Raw genomic sequence first — 19,546 nt, 5'->3', positions numbered from 1 at the left:
ATCGTGTCCCGTTCGTTGCCGGGGCGACCGCCGCGGTGCGAGGGATAAGCCCGGTGCGACGCCGGCCCTATGACGGTTGCATGACGTTCAGATGACAGGCGCGGTCCGGATGCGACGTTCCGGCCGTCTCATGCGTTGGATGGTCAACGCGTGCAGGCCCTTCGCGGGCCGCGACCCCAGCGACAGGACGAGCCGTCGTGCACAACCTCGATACGACGACAGAGAGAAACCAGATCCAGGGCAACCGTGAGGCCGACCGTCCCGACGATCCCGGGTTCGACGACGCCAGGTCCGACGATCCCAGGCGCCGGGAGCTGATCGCCCTCCACGCCGAGCGGGCGGAGCTGGAGCAGCGCCTCGCCCGGGCCGAGCAGGAACGGCTCTACCTCAGCGACCCGGCGGCGGTCGCCGCCGCGCAAGGCGAGGAGGCCGCCCTGCTCGCCGAGCTCGACCGCCTGATGACCCGCATCCGCGCGGCCGAGTACAGGAGCCAGCCCGGCGCCCGCACCTGGTAGGGGGCGCCGACGATCCCGGAACCTTGAGCGGAGAATTCCACCCGGGAACCTGGGCCGTACGAAGCCGTTGCCCCTCGCGACCCGGGCCGCCGGCCCGGGCGCCGCGCGGTCGTGCGGCCGTGCGGCCGTAGGGGAACGGAGCCATGGCGATGCGGTGCGGCGAGGGGTGGATCGAGGGCGCGGCGGGACACCGGATGCGCCGCGGCTGAGCCTGTCCCCACCCGCGGCGATGCGCGCGCATCGACAGGCGCGCGGCGCGCCCCACTTCCCCTTCCAGGAAGCCCCGGCGGGGTATCTTCGCGAGCGGCCCGTCAGAGCGCCGCCGCCCCGCCCTCCCCGCTTCAGAACGTGAGAGTCGCATGGCGTCCACCGACAACCCCATCCTCAGCACCGAAGCCAAGCCCGGCCTGCCCCCGACCGTCCAGCGCCATCTCGGCCACCAGCTGCGCGCGGCCTACGCGCCGCTGGAGACCGCCGCGACCCCGGAGATCTTCCTCGCGCTGATCGAGAAGCTCGAGGCGGCGCTCGCCGCGCAGGGCCGCGCCGTCGAGCCGGAATTCCGCGAGGGCATGCTGGCCGCCCTGTCGTCGCTGCGCGCCTTCGCGCTCTCGCTCACCAACAACGCGGCGCGGGCCGACGACCTCGTCCAGGACACGATCCTGCGCGCCTGGCAGAACCAGCACCGCTTCCAGCCCGGCACCAACCTGAACGCCTGGCTGTTCACCATCCTGCGCAACGCCTTCTACTCCGAGCAGCGCAAGCGCATGCGCGAGGTTCAGGACGAGGACGGCTCCTACGCCGCGCGCCTGTTCACCGCCCCCGACCAGGGCCACCGCCTCGACGTGCAGGACCTGCGCGCGGGCCTCGCCAAGCTGCCGCCCGACCAGCGCGAGGCGCTGATCCTCGTCGGCGCCGAGGGCCTGTCCTACGAGGAGGTGGCGGGGATCTGCGGCGTGGCGATCGGCACGATCAAGAGCCGGGTCAACCGCGCCCGCAACCGCCTGGCGGAACTCCTCGGCTACGGCGACGACGACCTCTCCGGCGACCGGATGATGCAGTCGGCGATGGGCGAGGGCGTCTGAGGACGCGCGCACCCGCCGCCGCTCCCCTTCCCGGATAACAGCGCCCGCGGCCGATGCCGCGGGCGCTTTGCGTTTCAGCCCCGGTCGTGCAGCAGCCAGCCGAAGGCGTAGCCGATCGCGCCCGCCACCAGCAGGGCCGCGAGGTGATGGTCGCCGACCTGGCGCGCCACCGCCCGGTCGGCGCGGCGGTAATAGCGGCGTCCGGTTTCGCGGGCCTGGTCGAGCGAGTCCGGCGCGGCGTCGGCGAGGCCGCGCAACCCGTCCTTGGCTTGGCCGTAGACGGTGCGGGCCGCGCCCGCCGCCTGGTCGGCGAGGCCCTGCGCCCGGGTGCCGGCATCGCCGGTCCAGTCGCCGACGCGCTGCTGCACCTTGCCGCCGAGTTCCTGGCCGGCGCCGATGATGCGGTCGGAATCCATCGCGTCTCTCCTTCGTCGGGCGGTCCGCGCGGCCGCCGCATGCCCCCTCAACGCGCCGGGAGCCGAAACGGTCGCGCGGGCCGGCTCCCGGCAGGCAGCATCGACGGCCGGAGAGGGCCCGGCGCAGGGGCCGGGACGCCGGATCGCCCGGCCGCCGCGGCCGAGTCAAGAATCTGTCAACTCAGCGCTTTTCCGCAGTTGCGCGAGTCCGGGGCGAATTGTTAATTGGCCTTAACCTTTGGTGAGGCATCCCGTGAACTTCCCCCCGATCCCGACCGCGTCCGGTGGCGCCCGGACGCGCGCCCTCGTCCGCACGCTCGCGCTCGGCGCGCTGCTCGGCATCGGGAGCGTGGGTGCCGGCACCACCCTGGTTCATGCCGCGGACGATGCCGGCGTGCTCGACTTCATCCTCGGCGACGTGCCGCGCAGCCTCGGCCTGCCGGCGCGGGCCCCGCGGGCGGAGGCGTCCTTGAAGGAGCGGCGCGTGCGCTGGACGAGCCGCCCGGCCAGCGCCCCGGCCGAGCGTCTGCGCTGGACCAACCCGGCGCCGCGGCTGCAGGCCGCCGTGCACAAGCCGGCCCCCGTCCGCCCGGCCCGTGAGCCGGCTCCCGCCGCGAGCCGCCACGACGGCGCCGCCAGCCATGCCCGCACGGTCTGCGTGCGCACCTGCGACGGCTACATGTTCCCGCTCGCCAATCTCGCCAAGGGCGATGCGGCGCCCGCGCAGGAGAAGGCCTGCGCCGCCGCCTGCCCGGGGGCGGAGACCGCCCTCTACACGGTGCGGGCCGGCGAGGAGCTCGACCAGGCGGTGAGCCGGGCCGGCAAGCCGTATCGCAGCCTCGCCGCCGCCTTCTCCTACCGCAGCCGGCTGACACCGAGCTGCTCGTGCAACCCGGGCGCTGGCGGCTACGCCCGGCTGCTCCTGCGCGACGCAAGCTTGCGGCCCGGCGACGCGGTGGCGGGCGCGGCGGGTGCCCAGGTCTTCGCTGGCCGCGGCGGGAACGGGGAGGCGCGCTTCGTCGACTTCCGCCGCGCCGCGATGCTCACCGCGAGCGAGCGGCGCGACCTCGACCGCACTCTCGACGTGAGCCGCCTGGAGCGGGCGCGGGCGGAGTTCCGCCGCTCGCTCGCCGCCGAGAAGAACGGCGGCTTCGTCCGCCTGCGCTTTGCCGCCGGGGTCGTGGGCTTTTCCGAGATCGCCAGCGACGCGAGCGCCGCGCCGATCCGGATCGTCCAGCCCTCGCCGTACCGCTGAGCCTGCCGCGACGCAGGATTCCGGCGCCGCGCGGGATTCTGTTGCGGTCCGGAGACAGGGCCTGTCTTCCGGCAGGCGGCGCCCTCGCGGCGCTTGCGATTCACAGGGGCCCGGGACGACACTGACTCCGCCGAGACCTTCCGCCCGGCTCCCTCCCGCATCGTCCTCTGCCAAGCTCCCCCGCCATGTCGCCCGCGCTCGAGAATCGTCTGCTGCCCTACCGCGAAGTCGCGGCCGTCTTCGTGAGTTCCGGCCTGTTCTTCGCCGGCCTGCTGGTCTGGGCGTGGATGGCCACCTGAGACGGGGAGCCCTCGACAGGGGGGAGCGCGGCCGCTAACCCGGGGGCGTCGTCAACGAAGCGGGAGGCCGTCCGGTGAGCGAGTCCGAGGCGCCCGGCGCGGCGCCGACCTTCCTGCGCGAGGCGCCGCCGAGCGGCCGGGTCGAGGCGGTCTCGCCGCTGGTCCGGCGGCTGGTCTGCCCCAATGCCGGGCCCTTCACCCAGAGCGGCACCTGCACCTACCTCGTCGGGCACGGCCGCGTCGCGGTCATCGATCCCGGCCCGGACCATCCCGAGCACCGGGCGGCGCTGCTGGCCGCCCTCGGGACCGAGACGGTCGAGGCGATTCTCGTCACCCACACCCATCGCGACCACTCGCCCGGCGCCCGGCCGCTCGCCGCCGTGACCGGAGCGCCCATCGTCGGCTGCGGCCCGCACCGGCCGGCCCGCGCGGTGCGCGGGGCCGAGCAGGGCCGCCTCGATGCGGCCGGCGACGCCGACCACCGGCCGGACCGCGAACTCGCCGAGGGCGAGGACGTCTCGGGCCCGGGCTGGACGCTCACCGCGCTCGCCACCCCCGGCCACACCATGAACCACCTCGCCTTCGCGCTGGCGGAGGAGGACGCGCTGTTCTCGGGCGACCACGTGATGGCCTGGTCGACCAGCATCGTGGCGCCGCCGGACGGGTCTATGGGCGCCTACATGGCCTCCCTCGACCGCCTGCGCGGCCGGTCGGAGGGCGTGTACTGGCCCGGCCACGGCGGCCCGGTGCGCGACCCGCAGCGCTTCGTGCGCGGGCTGCTCACCCATCGCCGCGCCCGCGAGACCGGCATCCTGGACCGGCTGGCCGCCGGCGAGCGCACGATCCCGGGCCTCGTCGCGGCGCTCTATTCCGGCCTCGACCCGATGCTGCGGCCGGCCGCGGCGCTGTCGGTCTTCGCCCATCTGGAGGATCTGGTGGAGCGCGGGCGGGTGGTAACGGACGGGCCGCCGGCGCTGGACGGGGAGTACCGGCCGGGGTGAGCGCCCGTACGATCGGGCGTGAGTTTCCCCCTCCCCCCTCTGCGGGGGAGGGTGCCAGGCGGAGCCGGGCGGGAGAGGGGGAACCCCGTTTCCGGAGAGGTCGCGCGCGTCAGACGGGCGCATGAAGGACGCCCGCTAGATCAGCGTCGCGGTCCCCTCTCCCGGCCCCTGCTAATGCAGGGGCCACCCTCCCCCGCGGAGGGGGGGAGGGTTAATCGCGCGGTCCGATGCAGGCGTGTGAGCCCCCGGGCGCCCGCCCTACTTCAGCGCCAGCGCCAGGTTCCCGATCTCGTCGAGATACGCCCGGATGTGATCTGCGTTCTGCCCGAAATCGCGGTCGCCGAAGCGGGTGGCGGAGCGCACGTCGATGCGGGTGCCGTCGGCCCGCGGGTGCAGCCGCACCGTCACGTCGTAGGGCAGGCCGAGCAGGCGCGAGCGCACCACCGCCTCGATGCGGCCGTTCCCGACGCGACCGCCGGGCTTGTAGGATTCCACCACCTGCCACTTGCGGTTCTGCGCCGCCTTCATGGCGAGCGCGAAGGCCTCGTCGGGGCCGAGATCGAGGGTCAGCGGGGCGATCTGCGGGTAGGCCTCGCGCTGGAGCGCCCGGGCGGCGGGGTTCGAATCGCGCGGCAGCCGTCCGCCTCTCGCCTCCCAGGCGGCGCGGGAGCGCGAGAAGGCCGGCGGGTTCTCGATGTCGGTCGAGACGTCGGTGAGCGGCGGCAGCATCGCGCCGCGGGCCGCCATGTAGGCCGGGTAGGCCAGGACCAGGGCCGCGAGCAGGAGGCCGCCGACCGCGACGCCGAGGCCGCGCGCGCCCTCGCGCCAGACCCGCACGAAGGCCGCGACGGCGAGCAGCACCGCCAGGGCCGCGAGCCCGACCCCGGAGCCCAGGGCCGCGAGCGCCGCCTCGGTCTCGGCCCGGGGATCGCGCACGAGCAGCAGCGACAGCCCGACCACCGCCAGCGAGAGCCAGGCGAGGCGGAGCGCCCAGGGCGCCGCCCGGGTGACGGGCTCCTCGACGATCAGGCGGCGCATGACACGAAACGGCTCGGCTGCATCATCCGGCGGGGCTCTCGGGTCCGCGCCGGGGCGGGCGGCCTTGGAGCGCCCGGTGTACCGCCCCGCGCCCGCCCGCGCTACCGGGTGCGTCCCGGGGCGCACCGGCGAATCGACGCCGGCCCGCGATGCAGGGCTCCCGCGCGGTCAGGGCCGTTTCCCAAAGGCCGCGACTTGCTCTAGACGCGTGACGTTGTTCGACATCGACCCCAAGGTTCGCTCATGTCCGCCGCCGCCCTTCGCCCCGTCCCGCGCCCCGGTGTCCTCGAGATCGAGGCCTACGTCCCGGGCAAGAGCGCGGCGCCGGCCGGCGTGAAGCTGCACAAGCTGTCCTCGAACGAGACGCCGATGGGCCCGAGCCCGGCGGCGATCGCGGCGGCGCAGGAGACGGCGGCGCATCTCGAGCTCTACCCGGACGGCGCCGCCGCCAAGCTGCGCCAGGCCATCGCGCAGAAATACGGACTCGACCCGGAGCGCATCGTCTGCGGTGCCGGCTCGGACGAGCTTCTGTCGCTCCTGACCTACGCCTATATGGGCCCGGGCGACGAGGGTCTGTATTCGCAGTACGGCTTCCTCGTGTACCGCATCGCCATCCTGGCGGCGGGCGGCACGCCGGTGGTGGCGCCGGAGCGCGACCACACCACCGACGTCGACGCGCTGCTCTCGGCGGTGACGGACAAGACCCGCATCGTCTACCTCGCCAACCCCAACAACCCGACCGGCACCTACCTGCCCTTCGACGAGGTGCGCCGCCTCCACGCCGGCCTGCCGAAGACCACGCTGCTCGTCCTCGACGCGGCCTATGCCGAGTACGTCCGGCGCAACGACTACGCCGCCGGCCTCGAGCTGGTGGCCGAGTCCGAGAACGTGGTGATGACTCGCACCTTCTCGAAGGTGTACGGGCTTGCCGCGCTCCGCATCGGCTGGATGGTGGGGCCGGCCGCGATCGTCGACGCGGTCAACCGCATCCGCGGGCCGTTCAACCTCGGCTCCGCGGCGATCGCCGCCGGCGCCGCCGCGATGGCGGACGACGCCCACATCGCCAGGGCGGTGGCGCACAACGACGAGTGGCTGCCGAAGGTCACGAAGTCCCTCGAAGGGCTCGGCCTCGCGGTGACGCCGAGCGTCGGCAACTTCGTGCTGATCCACTTCCCCGACGAGGCCGGCCGCAGCGCGGCGGACGCCGACGCCTACCTCACCGCCCGCGGGCTGATCCTGCGCCGGGTCGGGGCCTACGGCCTGCCGAACGCGCTGCGCATGACGATCGGCACCGCCGAGGCCAACGAGGCCGTGATCGCCGCGCTGACCGAGTTCGTGCAAGCTGGCGTTTCCCAGAAGGGTGCGGCGCGTGGCTGAGGCGTTCCGGCGCCTCGCCATCATCGGGCTCGGGCTGATCGGCTCCTCGATCGCCCGCGGCGCCCGGGCGTCGGGGCTCGCTCAAGGAATCGTCGCGGTCGACCGCGACGCCGGCGTGATCGAGCGGGTCCGCGCCCTCGGGCTCGCCGACGAGGCGACGACCGAGCTTGCCGCCGGCGTGACCGGGGCCGACCTCGTGATCCTGTGCGTGCCGGTCGGCGCCATCGGGGCGGTGGCGGCCGAGATCGCCGGGTCGCTCGCGCCCGGCACGATCCTGTCGGACGTCGGCTCGGTGAAGGCCGCGGTGGTGGCGGCGGCCGAGCCGCACCTGCCGGCGGGCGTCAGCTTCGTGCCCGCCCACCCGGTCGCCGGCACCGAGCATTCGGGGCCGGATGCCGGCTTTGCCAGCCTGTTCCACGGCCGCTGGTGCATCCTGACGCCGCCGGAAGGCACGGATCCGGCGGCGGTGGCGCGGGTGCGGGCGTTCTGGGAGGGCCTCGGCTCCGTCGTCGAGACGATGACGCCCGCCCACCACGATCTCGTGCTAGCGATCACCAGCCACGTGCCGCACCTCATCGCCTACAACATCGTCGGCACCGCCGCCGACCTCGAGACCGTGACCCAGTCCGAGGTGATCAAGTTCTCGGCCGGCGGGTTTCGCGATTTCACCCGCATCGCGGCCTCCGACCCGACGATGTGGCGCGACATCTTCCTCACCAACAAGGAGGCGGTGCTGGAGATGCTCGGCCGCTTCAATGAGGACCTGGCGGCGCTCGCCCGCGCCATCCGCTGGGACGACGGCGAGGCCCTGCACACGCTGTTCACCCGCACCCGGGCGATCCGCCGCGGCATCGTCGCCATGGGCCAAGAAACCGCCGAGCCGGATTTCGGCCGCCGCGCCGGCGGTCCCAAGGCCGCGGAATAGGACGGCGGAACCGTTCCTCCGCTCAAGCTTTGCCATAAGCGTTGCCGTTTCGTCGTCTTCGTCGGATACTCCCCGGCGAGGCGGCCTGGTGAAACTCGTGGTGTGATGATCGTGTCCCATCGATCGACTTGGATGCGGGCGACCTGGATGCGCGGCCTCGCGGTGGCCCTGATCGGGGCTCAAGCCGCGGCCTGCGCGTCGCTGCCGCGCGCGCCCTACACGGCCGCCGAGGCCGCCGCCGCCACGGTGCCGGGCCAGGCGCCCGACGTGCGCTTCTGGGCCGACGGCCCGGCCCGCAGCTTCGCGGCGGTCGCCGACCAGGTGAAGACCTCGCGCGAGCCGTTCAGCTACCTCGCCCTCTCGGGCGGCGGCGGCGACGGGGCCTACGGCGCCGGCGTGCTCAACGGCTGGAGCGAGACCGGGCGGCGCCCGAACTTCACCATGGTGTCGGGCGTCTCGACCGGCGCGCTGATCGCCCCCTTCGCCTTCCTGGGGCCGGCCTACGACGCGCAGCTGCGCCAGATCTACACCAGCGGCGAGGCCGAGACGCTGGTGCGCTCGCCCAACCCGCTCAACGTGCTGATCGGCGACGGGCTGTTCGGCGACGCGCGCCTGCGCGACCTCGTCGGGCGCTACGTCACGCCGGACCTGCTGGCGGCGGTGGCCGAGGAGCACCGCAAGGGCCGGCGCCTGCTCGTCGTCACCACCAACCTCGATTCGCAGCGCGCGGTGATCTGGGACATGGGCGCCATCGCGGCGAGCGGCCAGCCCAACGCCGTGGCGCTGTTTCGCGACGTGCTCACCGCCTCGGCCAGCGTGCCGGCGGTCTTCCCGCCGATGCTGATCGACGCCGCGGCCGGCAACCGCGCCTTCCAGGAGATGCACGTCGACGGCTCGGTGGTGACCCCGGTCTTCACCCTGCCCGAGGCCTTCCTGACCCAGGACGGGCGCATCGCCTCGAGCCGCGGCACGCCCAACATCTACGTCGTCATCAACGGCCGCATCGAGCCGAGCTTCGACGTGGTGCAGAACGGCACCCTGCCGATCGCGGTGCGCTCGCTCTCGACCGTCGGGCGCTCCCGCGCCCGCGCGACGCTCGCCAGCACCTACGCCTTCGCCCGCCGCAACGGGATGGGCTTCAACCTGACCTACATCGACCGGCGCATCCCCGAGGTCCCGGCCTCGCAGGGGTTCGACACCGCCTACATGCGCCGCCTCTACGACGACGGCTACCAGAAGGGCCGCGCCGGCACGGTCTGGCAGTCGAACCTGCCGCGCGAGGGCGAGCCGGCGGTACCCGCGGTACCTGCGGCGCCCGCGCTGGCCCTGCGATAGGGGGAATGCCGTGGCGGGAGAACTGGATGGCAAGGTCGCGGCGGTCACCGGCGCGGCGTCGGGCATCGGGCTCGCCAGCGCCGAGGCGATGCTGGCGGCAGGCGCCCGCGTCGTGCTGGTCGACCGCGACGAGGCGGCCCTGGCGAAGGTGTGCGCGGCGCACGGCGCGGCGGCGATCCCGCTTCCCCTCGATCTCCTCGATCCGGAGGCCTGCGCGCGCCTGCTGCCGCGGATCCTGGATGCGGCCGGCCGGCTCGACATCCTGCACGCCAATGCCGGGACTTACGTCGGCGGCGACCTCGTCGAGGCCGAGTCGGCGGCGATCGACCGGATGCTGAATCTCAACGTCAACGTCGTGATGAAGAACGTGCACGACGTGCTGCCGCACATGATCGAGCGCGGCTCGGGCGACATCGTCGTGACGAGCTCGCTCGCCGCGCACTACCCGACGCCGTGGGAGCCGGTCTACGCCTCGTCGAAATGGGCGATCAACTGCTTCGTCCAGACGGTGCGGCGGCAGGTGTTCAAGCACGGCATCCGCGTCGGCGCGATCTCGCCGGGTCCCGTCGTGACCGCGCTGCTCGCCGACTGGCCGGCCGAGAAGCTGGAAGAGGCCCGCGCCTCGGGCAGCCTGCTCGAGCCCGCGGAGGTGGCGAACGTGGTGATGTTCATGCTGACGCGCCCGCGCGGCATGACCATCCGCGACGTGGTGATGCTGCCGACGAACTTCGACCTTTAGGGACCGGGCCGAGCCATCTTCGGCGCGTCGCGGGGGAATGCTTTGTTTTCCCCGCATCCTCCGTGATCCCTGGAGAATGTGTCCGGCTCTCGTCGGTCGGCAGGACGGGCCGAGCATGACGGGCAGAGCATTTCTTGGACGAGGCGGATGCCGGCCTCTCGCAGAAGAGACGGCCGGATCGAAGACCAGGATCGATTCTCGATCACGACGTGATCGGGAGGTGCTGGCTGGCCGGACCGGCACGGGTCGATGCCCGGCCGGCCCGTCCGACGACGGCTCGGGAGGAGGTCGTGGTCGCGAGCGATGCAGGCCGCGCGCCCGCAGTGCCGCTCCGCTCAGACCGGCCGCTGCAGCTTGCAGCTGTCGATGGCACCCAGCGCCTTGGCGCGGGCCGAATCGTTGAAGTAGCCGGTGGTGCGGTAGGCCTGGATCTCGGAGGCGTCGAGGGAACGCAGGGTGGTGCGGGCGTAGCAGCCGCAGGGGCGCTCGAAGCTGGTCTCGGCGGCGTTCTGCATCCGGGCCTGGACGACCGCGCAGGCGCGGCGCACCCGGGTCTCGAGCTCCGAGGTCGGCGCGCTGCGCAGCGACGGATCGGGCTGGTAGGCCTCGAGCTGCGACGAGGAGGCGCCGGCGAGCGCCGCGGTGGTGCCAAGCGCGAGGATGCCGGCGGCGAGGAAGGTGCGGAGACGCATGGGAGGTGAGGTCCGTTGGGCTGCTTGTCGTCAAGCTCGACCGTTGGACGCCGAAACTCCCCGCCCGCACAAGGGCGGGCGGGCCACACCGGGGACGAAACTCCGTGGCCGCTACTGCCGCAGGGCTTCGATGGCGACATGGTTGTCGTGGAAGGCGGCGCCGCCGAACGGGGCCGGCGCGTCGGCCCCCGTCAGGGTGTTGATGCCGCGCCCGTCCGGGTAGGCGTCGTTGGGCCAGATCGACTCGGCGATCAGCACCCCGCGGCGCAGGCCGGGAAACAGCGTCGCCCGCAACGTCACGGCGCCGCGCTCGTTGGAGAGCCGCACCCAGGCCCCCTCCCCGATCCCGAGCGGCCCGGCATCCTCCGGGTGGATCATCACCGTCGGGTGGCGCTCCTTGGCGAGCGAGGTCGGGGTCTCGGTGAAGCTCGAATTGAGGAAGTTGCGCGCCGGGCTGGTGGCGAGGCGGAAGGGATGGGCCTGCGTCGCTGACATCAGCGGCGCCTCCCAATGGTCGGGCAGCGGCGGCATCGCCGGCCCGCGCGGCCCGTCCTTGGCGACCGGCACGGTGCCCCAGTCCGGCTTGAAGCGGAAGCGCCGGTCGGGAAAGGCGAAGCCGTCGAGGAAGTGGGCCCGGTCGTAGGCGGGCTGCACGTCGAGGAAGCCCTCCCCCTCCATCTCCGCGAGGCTGCCGCGGCGCGAGGCCTTGAGGGTGGCGTCGATCAGCTCGCGCGGGCTCATGGCAAAGCCCGGATGCTCGGCGCCGAGGCGCTGGCTGAGCGCCACGATGACGTCGTGGTTCGAGCGGCAGTGCTCGGGCGGCTCGATGCGCTTGAGCCCCAACTGGATGTGCTGCTGGCCGCCGCCGGTATAGAGGTCGTCGTGCTCCAGGAACATCGTGGCCGGCAGGACGAGATCGGCCATCCGGGCGGTTTCGGTCATGAACTGCTCGTGGACGCAGACGAACAGGTCCTCGCGGGCAAAGCCCCGCTTCACCAACTCCTGCTCGGGGGCGACCGAGACCGGATTGGTGTTCTGGATCAGCATCGCGGTCACCGGCGGGCCGTGGCGCAACGCCTCCGCGTCGCCGGTGAGCACCCGGCCGATCTGCGACTGGTCGAGCATGCGGGTCTCAGGGCGAACCGCGTCGAGACCTTCGATCAGCCGCTTGTTGAGGCCGAACACGCCGCTGTTCGAGTGGAAGGCGCCCCCACCCCGGTGCTGCCAGGCGCCGGTCACCGCCGGGATGCACAAAGCCGCGTGCATGTTGGCGGCGCCGTTGCGGCTGCGGGCAAATCCGTAGCCGAGGCGGAAGAACGTGTTCTTCGTGCTCCCCACGAGGTGGGCGAAACGCTCGATCTCCTCGACGGAAAGGCCGGTGATCGCGGCGGCCCAATCCGGGCCGCGGCTCTCCAGGTGCGCCTCCAGTTCCTCGGGGCAGTCGGTGTAGCGGGCCATGTAGTCGCGGTCGGCCAGGCGATCGCGAAACAGCACGTGCATCACCGCGCAGGCGAGCGCCCCGTCGGTGCCCGGCCGCAGGAGCAGGGCGAGGTCCGCTTGGCGCATCGTCGGGTTGTCGTAGATGTCGACGACCACCACCTTCGCGCCGCGGTTCTTGCGGGCGGCCTGGACGTGGGTCATCAGGTTGACCTGCGTGTGCACCGGGTTGGTGCCCCAGATCACCACGCAGTCGCTCTCGGCGATCTCGCGCGGATCGACGCCGGCGAGGCGGCCGGTGCCGGCGACGTAGCCCGACCAGGCGAGCGTGGTGCAGATGGTCGAGAACTGGCCGGAATAGCCCTTGGCGTGGCGCAGGCGGTTGATGCCGTCGCGCATCACCAGCCCCATCGTGCCGGCATAGTAGTACGGCCAGACCGCCTCCGGCCCGTGCGCGGCTTCCGCCTTGCGGAATTCGTCCGCGACCCGGTCGAGCGCCTCGTCCCAGCCGATCGGTGCGAACTCGCCCGAGCCCTTGGGCCCGGTGCGGACGAGCGGCCGGGTCAGCCGGTCGGGATGGTGGATGCGCTCGGCGTAGCGCGCGACCTTGGCGCAGACGACGCCCGCCGTGTAGCTGTGGCGCGGGTTGCCGCGCACCCGGCCGATGGTCGCGCCGTCGATCACCTCGACCTCGAGGGCGCAGACCGACGGGCAGTCGTGCGGGCAGGTGGAGGTCGTCCGCTCGATCCGTGGCTGCGCCGTCACCGCTTGCTCCTCCAACGAAGAAACCCCCGCCGCGCGGGCGGCGAGGGCTCTCAGCCTATCGGCGTTTCCCGGGCGGGGAAACGTTTTAGCCGACGATGTCCTTGTCGTCGAAGAACTGCTTGATCTCGATGCCGGCGTTCTCGAGGCTGTCGGAGCCGTGCACGGTGTTCTCGCCGACCGACTTCGCGAACTTCTGGCGGATGGTGCCCTCGGCGGCCTGGGCCGGGTTGGTCGCGCCCATCACCTCACGGTACTTCGCCACGGCGTTCTCGCCCTCGAGCACCTGGACCACGACCGGGCCCGAGGTCATGAACTCGACGAGCTCGCCGTAGAACGGGCGCTCGGCGTGGACCTCGTAGAACTTCTTGGCCTGGGCGTCGGACATGCGGATGCGGCGCTGGGCGACGATGCGCAGGCCCGCCTCCTCGATCACGGCGTTGACCGCACCGGTGAGGTTCCGGGCGGTGGCGTCGGGCTTCAGGATGGAGAAGGTGCGCTCGGTGGCCATGGGACGTCCGTTCGAAGAATAGCAGTGGCGGGGGCGGGAATGCCGCGCGGCACCGGACCCGGGGGGCCGGCTCTCAAGCGGGGCGCGAGCGCCCGCGCGCCGGGTCCGTGAGCGGACGTCCGGCGCCGGGCTTATAGCCGTGGGCCCGGCAGCCCTCAAGCGCCGAAGGCGGGGCGACGGAGCCGCCGGATGCGGCACGCGGTGCCTCCCGATGCGGCGCCGCCGCAACACGGTCGAAATATCGCCCCAAAGGTCGGGCTTCCTGACTCGGACGTGACCTTTCGGCCACGCTGCCCGGTTCGCCCGCGGCGGCGTCCCTCAGCCTTCCGCCGCCGGCGCCTCGCGCCGGTCCGCGGACAGCCAGGAGCTTCCTGCATGCGCTCGATCCTGATCCCCACCCTCGCCGCCTCCCTGCTCTCGGCCGGCGTCGCCGCCGCGGCTCCCGCCGGCGATCCGTCGGGCACCTGGCTCACCGAGGACGGGCGGGCCAAGATCAAGATCGAGAAGTGCGGCCCTGGTGCCGCCCATGCCTGCGGCAAGGTGGTGTGGCTGAAGACGCCGCTGAACGACCAGGGCCAGCCGCGCACCGACATCAAGAACCCCGACCCGAAGAAGCGCAGCCGCCCGGTGATCGGCCTCCAGCTGATGGACGGCCTGAAGCCCGAGGACGGCGCCTACAAGGGCCAGATCTACAACGCCGAGGAAGGGAAGCTCTACGACGTCTCGATCAGCCGCGAGACCGCGAGCGAGCTCGCGATCTCCGGCTGCATGCTGAAGATCCTGTGCGGCTCGCAGACCTGGACCAAGGCGCCCGAGGAGTTCGCCCAGGCCGTGCCGGCCGCCGCCCACGCCGCGCCGGCGAAAGCGAAGCCCACCGCGAACTGATCGCTCAGCGGCCCGGACCCGGCCCCTCCTCCGGGTCCGGCTTGAGCCGGAAGCCGCGCTGGACCCCCGGGCGGGCCTTCATCCGGTCGATCCAGCCAGCGACGTTCGGAAAGTCGGCGAGGTTCTGCCCCTGGCGCTCCCAGAGCTTGGCCCAGGGCAGGATCGCGATGTCGGCAATGGTGTAGTCGTCGCCCGCGACGTGCGGATGGCGGCCGAGCTGCGCGTCGAGGGTGGCGTAGAGCTTCGTCGTCGCGGCGGTGAAGCGCTCGATCGCGTAGGGGATCTTCTCCGAGGCGTAGATGCGGAAATGGTGGGTCTGGCCGAGGGCCGGACCGAAATTCGCCGCCTGCCAGAACAGCCAGATGTCGACCGCGATGCGGGCCCGCTCCTCGGCCGGGTAGAACAGCCCGGTCTTGCGGGCGAGGTATTGCAGGATCGCGTTCGACTCGAACACCGTGATCGGAGTGCCGCCCGGTCCGTCCGGGTCGACGATGACCGGGATCTTGCCGTGCGGCGACACGGCCAGGAAGTCGGGTGCTGCTTGCGCGCCCTTGCCGATGTTGATCGGCACCATGCGGTACGGCAGGCCGCATTCCTCGAGCATGATCGAGGCTTTCCAGCCGTTCGGCGTCGTCCAGTAGTAGAGGTCGATCGGCGGCGTCGTCACGGCCGACATGCGGCTGGTCCTTCTGGCACGGCGGGGACGGGAGCGTCCGTCGCGCATCGGGCGTCAGGGAGAGGTAAACAGGCCCGGGCCCGGCCTGTACAGGGTGAAGGTTGTCTCAATCGACGATCTTGCACCGGTGTCGCGGCGAGAATCCAGGCCCGGTGCCCGCACCTCTTGCCCCTGCGTCAGGCTGTGGCAGTCTCGGTCCCGCGCCCGTCGATCCGGCGGCGCGCCTGCCGCGAGCCTCCCCCGATGAGCCTGCCGTCTCCCTTCCTCCGTGCCTGCCTGGCGGCGTTCCTCGTCGCCGCCCCCGCCGCGGCCCTCGCCCAGGCGGCTCCGAGTCCCGCGGCCCAGAGGACCGAGGTCGCCCCGCGCCGGGAGCCCAGCCCGCGCAGCCTCGCCGCCCGCGAGCGCCAGCGTCGGTGCGGCGCCGAGTGGCGCGCCCTCGCGCCGCCGGACAAGGCGTCGCAGGGGCCGCGCTGGCCGCAATATTACAGCCGCTGCGTCCGCCGCCTGAAGGAGCAGCGGGCCTGACCGCCCTTTCGGCGAGCGCGAGGGATCGGTGCGCGCGCCGCTGCGGCCGCTGGGCCCGCCGGCGGGATCGCGCTTCGCCCATCCGCGACTGGTGCCAGGGTCCGAAGCCTGACGTTGGTAGTTCTTGCCGGCCGCGAAATTTTATTGCGATGATCGATGTGACGCCAGATATGACAGTTGAATATGCGCTTGAATGCTGTTAGAAAATGACATCCTGAGTTTCGAGACCCAGGGCACCTGCAAGGCGCACTCCCCGAGTGCGCCTTTTTTCTTGTCCTCATGACGCGCGAACGAAAAAAGGGGCCCCGGCTCGCGCCGGGGCCCCCGATGTCTGAACTTCCGAGATCTTAGAAGTCGCGCTGAACGCGCATGCGGATCTGGAACGTGTCGGTGGCGTTGGTGGTCGGCAGGGCGACGCCGGCGGCGTTGAACGGCACGCCGTTCACGACGCTGGCGACGGCTGCCGCGCTGACGCCCGGGGCCTTGTTCTGGTCGATCACGCGGCCGCTCTGGGTCGCCAGGCGGGCGTAGTTGCCCTCGAGGCCGATGTCGAGGTCACGCACCGGCGACCAGATCAGGTTGGCGCCGACGATCAGCTGGTTGGTGTCGCGGAGCTGACTCGAGAAGGCGAAGCCGGGAGCGAACGGGCTCGGCAGCGACGAGGTGGCAAAGCCGCTGATCTGGTTCACGAGGCCGAGATTCGCGCGGCTGGCCCGCCCGAACGCCACTTCGCCGTAGCTGCCGAACGCCGCCGAGCGCCACTCCGGGCTCCAGTAGTGCAGGTACGACGCGGCGACCGTCCACGAGGTCGACAGGTCGAGCTTGCCGGTGACCGGATTGACGACCGCGTCGACGAGCGAGGTACCGAGCCCAGTGCCGGCGGCGAGCGTGGCCGAAGCGGTGTAGCCGCCGAGCCAGGCGTTGTAGCCGGTGTAGCGCAGGGCGCCCTCGCCGTACGAGCCCTGCAGGTACAGCAGGTCGCCGGCGGCGATGAACGGCAGGTTGATCTTCAGGCCGCCCTGGACGGCCCAGCCGTACTCGCTGCCCGGACGCGGAGCCACCGCGCCGACGGTCGAGAAGGCGCCGAAGTTGCGGACCGAGGCGGCGTTGGCGGTGTTGATCTCGTGCACGGCGGCCGAGAGCTGGGCCGAACCCCAGGCGGCGTCGTAGCGGAGCGCGCCGACGAAGTCGGGCAGGCGCTGGCGCTGGACGACGTCGTAGTCGGCGATGACCGGCTGGCCGAAGGCGTTGGTGCCGATGACCGGGGTGAAGTTGCCCGAGCCGGCGGTGAAGACCTGGTAGTTGACGAAGTTCGAGCCGGCCGTGCCGCTGCCGAAGATCGGGGTCTTGCGCAGCAGCGGGTCTTCCATCGACAGCGTCGCCGAGAAGCCCTGACCGAAGGTCGCGGTGTAGGCGAGCAGGTTGGTCGAGGAGATGTCGGAGCCGAGCGACGACGCGATGAACTCGAGGTCGTGGGCGTAGAAGTCGAAGAACGAGGCGGCGCGACCGGCGGTGAAGCCGGCGAACTGGATGAAGGCCTTGTCGACGTTCACCGTGGTGATCGAGCGGCCGAAGGTGTCGACGCCCTGGCCCGGGAAGCCGGTGCCGGCGAGACGCTGCGTGCCGGACGCGAGGAACGGACCGGTGCCGTAGGCGAGGTCGAAGCGCACGAAGGCGCGCAGGGTGCCGTAGCCGGTCGCCGTGCGGGCATCGAGGTTCAGACGGCCGAGGCCCTGGAAGCCGGTGAGGTCGCCACCGCCGGCGACGCCGCCGCGGTAGTAGCTCTGCAGGTAGGTGGCCTGGAACCGGGCGCGGCCCGAGACGCGCAGGCAGGTATCGGTGCCCGGGATGTAGAAGAAGCCGGCGCCGTGCGTCGAGCAGACGCGGACGTACTCGACGGGCACGGCCTTCTTGACCGGCAGGTCGGCGGCGTGAGCGGTGGCAACAACGGTCAGGCCAGCGGCCGACCCGAGAAGAAGGCTCTTCACGAGCTTCATAGAGACCTCCAAGATTTCGGACCCGAAAGGGGTGAACGACTCTGTTCCGAAGACCTTGCCGGCCTCGAGACCATGTCCCTCTTATGCCCCCGAAGATTCGGCCGCCGTTCAGGTTCGGCCGAACCGCACCTGACTTCATGCGGTGCGACGGAACAATCTTTCATGAGGCCGGGTTGATCAATCGTTTCCAAGATCTAACAGACGTTGGAAGCCGCCTTGACCGGAGAATGTGGCAGAATCACCACATTGTGACTGTGCCATATCTTAGATGTCGATCTTGAACTAACATAATCTTCAAGATCTAACAGTGGGCAGAATGACGCTTATCTACGCCGATGCGTTGCGCTAACAAAGTAGAAAAGCTCTTGAAAAATCCAATATAGAACACGATAGTTTTTGTTAGATCATGAATATTGCTACATGAAGATATGCATCGTGTTGTGTTTCATCGGCGCCGGCAGCGCATAGCCGCTCCGCGCAACCCGTCATTATCAGGATAGGTGGAGTTTCCACGGCTGCCCCGGCTCCGCCGGTCGCCGCCGCATCGATGGCGATCCGGCTCCGCGGCGGAAATGGGCCGTCGGTCCGATCGGGCGGCAGGCGAATCAACGCGCAGCCGCGCCCGGGACAGCGTCGCCGGGCGGCAGATATCCCCAGCGTGGCGGCACCCGCAGGTCCACCGGCTTGCGCCGCCCGTCCGCAGGGGTCGGGCCTGGATCGCGGAGCGGCCGGCGTGCCGGCGGCCCGACGTGGTCCTGCGGAAGAGTGCCGGGCCCGGTGCATCGAGCGGCCCCCGCCACGCGTCGATGGGCCCGAGGTTCCTCCAAACGGGCCCTTGCCCTTAGTTTTTAGTTGTTCTAATTAGCAACTGACGGGGCCGGGCGACGGCTCACCGGATGGGAGAGACCACGATGGCGATCACCCAGGGCGCGGCCTGCAGCAGCTGCCGCTACTTCGACGACCACAAGCTCAACGGCGCCGCCGCCACCGGCGACCAGGGCCTGTGCCGCTACAACCCCCCGGTCAGCCAGCCGGAGCCGCAGGGCCACGGCCTCTGGCCGGTCGTCGCCGGGCAGGACTGGTGCGGTCACTTCACCGCCGAGCAGATCCCGGCCGAGTGACCCGGCCCGGGTGATCCGGGCCGGCCGGCGTGACGCGACGGCTTCGTCGGCGATCCGCGGCCGCGCCAGGTTTCGGCCGACGACATCGGTCCCCCGCTCCTGCCGGAGCGGGGGATTTTTTGCGCGCATGCTGCACCCCGGAATGTTTCGTCCAGTGCAGCCGACGAAACACGATCCGCCCCGATCGGGCGGAATTGGCGCTCCGACGCAAAATCGCGGACATGCACCGCCCCTATACCGCCCCCCACAAGAGCCCGGGACATAACGGGCTGCGAGGAGGCGAAGATGATCGTGGCGCGAGTGATCCTGATGAGTGCGATGCTGACGGCCGGCATCGTCGAGATGACGAAGACGACGGCTGCCCACCTGACCGAGGACGCCCGCGGGACGGCTCCCGTCGATATGGCCGTGGAGGCCCCCGCCGCGATGCCCCGCGCGCTCCCGGTCTCGACGGCGCCGGCCGCCGAGCGCGCCTGCGCGGAGGCCGCCTGGCCCTACCGGCCCGAGACCTGCTCGCGGCCGGAGGGCGCCCCGCCGCGCCGGCCGGTGCGGATGATCGAGGAGCAGCGCCCCGCCTCGCCCGCGCGGATGCCGGGCCGGGTCTCGGTCGGCTGACGCCGGACCGATGCGACGAGGCCGCCGACCGCGAGACCGTCATGCCCCATTTCAGCGCCGATCGCCTCGACGCGCTCCTCGACGGCGATCCCGCCGGGCTGGAGGCGCTGCGCGCCCTGCTCGGTGCGGGTCCGGGCCGCTGCACCGGCTGCCGGCCGGCTCCCCTCGTCCTGGCCCGGCCGGCGATGCCGGTTCCGGCGCCCCGCCCGAGGCGGCAGGCCGGCGGGGGCCGGGCGACGACGGGCCGTCCGGGCCCTGCCGCCGGGACACACGGCCGGACGGCCGCGCGGCCGCCGATTCCGGGATGAGGCGGGTGGATGCCCCGGCGCTGGCAGACCTTGAT

At 71.9% G+C, this 19,546-nt stretch carries 20 protein-coding genes; 13 read left to right on the top strand and 7 right to left on the bottom strand.

Annotated features, from left to right (window positions below; all coding sequences use genetic code 11):
• Positions 1 to 197: 197 nt before the first annotated feature.
• Both ACS5PV_RS26090 and ACS5PV_RS26085 read left to right on the top strand, forming a co-directional pair.
• The gene (locus ACS5PV_RS26090; RefSeq protein WP_455398249.1) at positions 198 to 515 is read left to right on the top strand and encodes a hypothetical protein; all 318 of its coding nucleotides are present in this window, start codon (positions 198 to 200) and stop codon (positions 513 to 515) included.
• A gap of 359 nt (positions 516 to 874) precedes the next feature.
• Positions 875 to 1,597 (top strand): sigma-70 family RNA polymerase sigma factor, encoded by a 723-nt coding sequence (locus tag ACS5PV_RS26085; RefSeq protein WP_455398248.1) that lies wholly within the window; start codon positions 875 to 877, stop codon positions 1,595 to 1,597.
• A 74-nt stretch (positions 1,598 to 1,671) separates the two neighbouring features.
• On the opposite strand, the gene ACS5PV_RS26080 is transcribed toward ACS5PV_RS26085, so the two are convergent.
• Positions 1,672 to 2,013 (bottom strand): CsbD family protein, encoded by a 342-nt coding sequence (locus ACS5PV_RS26080; protein WP_455398247.1) that lies wholly within the window; start codon positions 2,011 to 2,013, stop codon positions 1,672 to 1,674.
• A gap of 253 nt (positions 2,014 to 2,266) precedes the next feature.
• Here ACS5PV_RS26080 and ACS5PV_RS26075 point away from each other — a divergent pair, with 253 nt between their 5' ends.
• Together ACS5PV_RS26075 and ACS5PV_RS26070 are read left to right on the top strand one after the other, a co-directional pair.
• Positions 2,267 to 3,268 (top strand): DUF2865 domain-containing protein, encoded by a 1,002-nt coding sequence (locus ACS5PV_RS26075; protein ID WP_455398246.1) that lies wholly within the window; start codon positions 2,267 to 2,269, stop codon positions 3,266 to 3,268.
• Positions 3,269 to 3,641: 373 nt separating this feature from the next.
• Complete coding sequence (locus tag ACS5PV_RS26070) at positions 3,642 to 4,568, top strand: MBL fold metallo-hydrolase (protein ID WP_455398245.1); 927 nt, start codon at positions 3,642 to 3,644, stop codon at positions 4,566 to 4,568.
• 258 nt (positions 4,569 to 4,826) lie between these two features.
• On the opposite strand, the gene ACS5PV_RS26065 is transcribed toward ACS5PV_RS26070, so the two are convergent.
• Entirely contained in the window at positions 4,827 to 5,606 is a 780-nt protein-coding gene (locus ACS5PV_RS26065; protein ID WP_455398244.1) for a DUF1499 domain-containing protein, read from the bottom strand.
• A gap of 243 nt (positions 5,607 to 5,849) precedes the next feature.
• On the opposite strand from ACS5PV_RS26065, the gene hisC reads away from it, so the two are divergent.
• From hisC to ACS5PV_RS26045, 4 genes are all read left to right on the top strand, one after another.
• Entirely contained in the window at positions 5,850 to 6,983 is a 1,134-nt protein-coding gene (gene hisC / locus ACS5PV_RS26060; protein WP_455398243.1) for a histidinol-phosphate transaminase, read from the top strand.
• Positions 6,976 to 7,908: a prephenate/arogenate dehydrogenase family protein gene (locus ACS5PV_RS26055; protein ID WP_455398242.1), complete on the top strand. Its 933-nt coding sequence runs from the start codon at positions 6,976 to 6,978 to the stop codon at positions 7,906 to 7,908. Before hisC ends, ACS5PV_RS26055 begins: the two co-directional genes overlap by 8 nt.
• Positions 7,909 to 8,040: 132 nt before the next feature.
• Positions 8,041 to 9,243 carry a patatin-like phospholipase family protein gene (locus ACS5PV_RS26050; RefSeq protein ID WP_455398241.1) on the top strand — a complete coding sequence of 401 codons (1,203 nt, stop codon included), beginning with the start codon at positions 8,041 to 8,043 and terminating at the stop codon, positions 9,241 to 9,243.
• A 10-nt stretch (positions 9,244 to 9,253) separates the two neighbouring features.
• On the top strand, positions 9,254 to 9,982 hold the full coding sequence (locus ACS5PV_RS26045) for an SDR family oxidoreductase (RefSeq protein WP_455398240.1): 729 nt from the start codon (positions 9,254 to 9,256) through the stop codon (positions 9,980 to 9,982).
• A 335-nt stretch (positions 9,983 to 10,317) separates the two neighbouring features.
• Here ACS5PV_RS26045 and ACS5PV_RS26040 read toward each other — a convergent pair whose 3' ends face one another.
• The 3 genes from ACS5PV_RS26040 to ndk all read right to left on the bottom strand — a co-directional run bounded on the left by ACS5PV_RS26040 (position 10,318) and on the right by ndk (position 13,384).
• Positions 10,318 to 10,674: a hypothetical protein gene (locus ACS5PV_RS26040; RefSeq protein WP_455398239.1), complete on the bottom strand. Its 357-nt coding sequence runs from the start codon at positions 10,672 to 10,674 to the stop codon at positions 10,318 to 10,320.
• 111 nt (positions 10,675 to 10,785) lie between these two features.
• Positions 10,786 to 12,876 carry a molybdopterin-containing oxidoreductase family protein gene (locus ACS5PV_RS26035; protein ID WP_455398238.1) on the bottom strand — a complete coding sequence of 697 codons (2,091 nt, stop codon included), beginning with the start codon at positions 12,874 to 12,876 and terminating at the stop codon, positions 10,786 to 10,788.
• Positions 12,877 to 12,961: 85 nt separating this feature from the next.
• Complete coding sequence (ndk, locus tag ACS5PV_RS26030; protein WP_048429253.1) at positions 12,962 to 13,384, bottom strand: nucleoside-diphosphate kinase; 423 nt, start codon at positions 13,382 to 13,384, stop codon at positions 12,962 to 12,964.
• Between the two features lie 375 nt (positions 13,385 to 13,759).
• On the opposite strand from ndk, the gene ACS5PV_RS26025 reads away from it, so the two are divergent.
• Positions 13,760 to 14,269 (top strand): DUF2147 domain-containing protein, encoded by a 510-nt coding sequence (locus ACS5PV_RS26025; protein ID WP_455398237.1) that lies wholly within the window; start codon positions 13,760 to 13,762, stop codon positions 14,267 to 14,269.
• Positions 14,270 to 14,273: 4 nt separating this feature from the next.
• Here ACS5PV_RS26025 and ACS5PV_RS26020 read toward each other — a convergent pair whose 3' ends face one another.
• Complete coding sequence (locus tag ACS5PV_RS26020; RefSeq protein ID WP_455398236.1) at positions 14,274 to 14,945, bottom strand: glutathione S-transferase family protein; 672 nt, start codon at positions 14,943 to 14,945, stop codon at positions 14,274 to 14,276.
• 243 nt (positions 14,946 to 15,188) lie between these two features.
• On the opposite strand from ACS5PV_RS26020, the gene ACS5PV_RS26015 reads away from it, so the two are divergent.
• Positions 15,189 to 15,470, top strand: a complete 282-nt coding sequence (locus ACS5PV_RS26015; protein WP_455398235.1) for a hypothetical protein — start codon at positions 15,189 to 15,191, stop codon at positions 15,468 to 15,470.
• Between the two features lie 347 nt (positions 15,471 to 15,817).
• On the opposite strand, the gene ACS5PV_RS26010 is transcribed toward ACS5PV_RS26015, so the two are convergent.
• Positions 15,818 to 17,467: a porin gene (locus tag ACS5PV_RS26010; RefSeq protein ID WP_455398234.1), complete on the bottom strand. Its 1,650-nt coding sequence runs from the start codon at positions 17,465 to 17,467 to the stop codon at positions 15,818 to 15,820.
• 911 nt (positions 17,468 to 18,378) lie between these two features.
• On the opposite strand from ACS5PV_RS26010, the gene ACS5PV_RS26005 reads away from it, so the two are divergent.
• The 3 genes from ACS5PV_RS26005 (at position 18,379) to ACS5PV_RS25995 (ending at position 19,511) form a co-directional block, all read left to right on the top strand.
• Positions 18,379 to 18,588: a hypothetical protein gene (locus ACS5PV_RS26005; protein ID WP_455398233.1), complete on the top strand. Its 210-nt coding sequence runs from the start codon at positions 18,379 to 18,381 to the stop codon at positions 18,586 to 18,588.
• Positions 18,589 to 18,873: 285 nt separating this feature from the next.
• A complete protein-coding gene (locus tag ACS5PV_RS26000; RefSeq protein ID WP_455398232.1) occupies positions 18,874 to 19,203 on the top strand; it encodes a hypothetical protein in 330 nt (109 codons plus the stop codon).
• A 41-nt stretch (positions 19,204 to 19,244) separates the two neighbouring features.
• The gene (locus ACS5PV_RS25995; protein ID WP_455398231.1) at positions 19,245 to 19,511 is read left to right on the top strand and encodes a hypothetical protein; all 267 of its coding nucleotides are present in this window, start codon (positions 19,245 to 19,247) and stop codon (positions 19,509 to 19,511) included.
• Positions 19,512 to 19,546: the final 35 nt, after the last annotated feature.

The sequence above is a fragment of the Methylobacterium sp. Gmos1 genome, from assembly GCF_053764715.1.
This window is presented reverse-complemented; position numbering and strand designations above follow the sequence as displayed.

Bases quoted from the DNA above. Each gene is read 5' to 3' on its own strand.
- ACS5PV_RS26085 (WP_455398248.1), top strand. From the start codon at position 875: ATGGCGTCCACCGACAACCCCATCCTCAGCACCGAAGCCAAGCCCGGC.
- ACS5PV_RS26080 (WP_455398247.1), bottom strand. From the start codon at position 2,013: ATGGATTCCGACCGCATCATCGGCGCCGGCCAGGAACTCGGCGGCAAG.
- ACS5PV_RS26065 (WP_455398244.1), bottom strand. From the start codon at position 5,606: ATGCGCCGCCTGATCGTCGAGGAGCCCGTCACCCGGGCGGCGCCCTGG.
- hisC (WP_455398243.1), top strand. From the start codon at position 5,850: ATGTCCGCCGCCGCCCTTCGCCCCGTCCCGCGCCCCGGTGTCCTCGAG.
- ACS5PV_RS26050 (WP_455398241.1), top strand. From the start codon at position 8,041: ATGCGGGCGACCTGGATGCGCGGCCTCGCGGTGGCCCTGATCGGGGCT.
- ACS5PV_RS26040 (WP_455398239.1), bottom strand. From the start codon at position 10,674: ATGCGTCTCCGCACCTTCCTCGCCGCCGGCATCCTCGCGCTTGGCACC.
- ndk (WP_048429253.1), bottom strand. From the start codon at position 13,384: ATGGCCACCGAGCGCACCTTCTCCATCCTGAAGCCCGACGCCACCGCC.
- ACS5PV_RS26025 (WP_455398237.1), top strand. From the start codon at position 13,760: ATGCGCTCGATCCTGATCCCCACCCTCGCCGCCTCCCTGCTCTCGGCC.
- ACS5PV_RS26020 (WP_455398236.1), bottom strand. From the start codon at position 14,945: ATGTCGGCCGTGACGACGCCGCCGATCGACCTCTACTACTGGACGACG.
- ACS5PV_RS26015 (WP_455398235.1), top strand. From the start codon at position 15,189: ATGAGCCTGCCGTCTCCCTTCCTCCGTGCCTGCCTGGCGGCGTTCCTC.
- ACS5PV_RS26010 (WP_455398234.1), bottom strand. From the start codon at position 17,467: ATGAAGCTCGTGAAGAGCCTTCTTCTCGGGTCGGCCGCTGGCCTGACC.
- ACS5PV_RS26005 (WP_455398233.1), top strand. From the start codon at position 18,379: ATGGCGATCACCCAGGGCGCGGCCTGCAGCAGCTGCCGCTACTTCGAC.
- ACS5PV_RS26000 (WP_455398232.1), top strand. From the start codon at position 18,874: ATGATCGTGGCGCGAGTGATCCTGATGAGTGCGATGCTGACGGCCGGC.
- ACS5PV_RS25995 (WP_455398231.1), top strand. From the start codon at position 19,245: ATGCCCCATTTCAGCGCCGATCGCCTCGACGCGCTCCTCGACGGCGAT.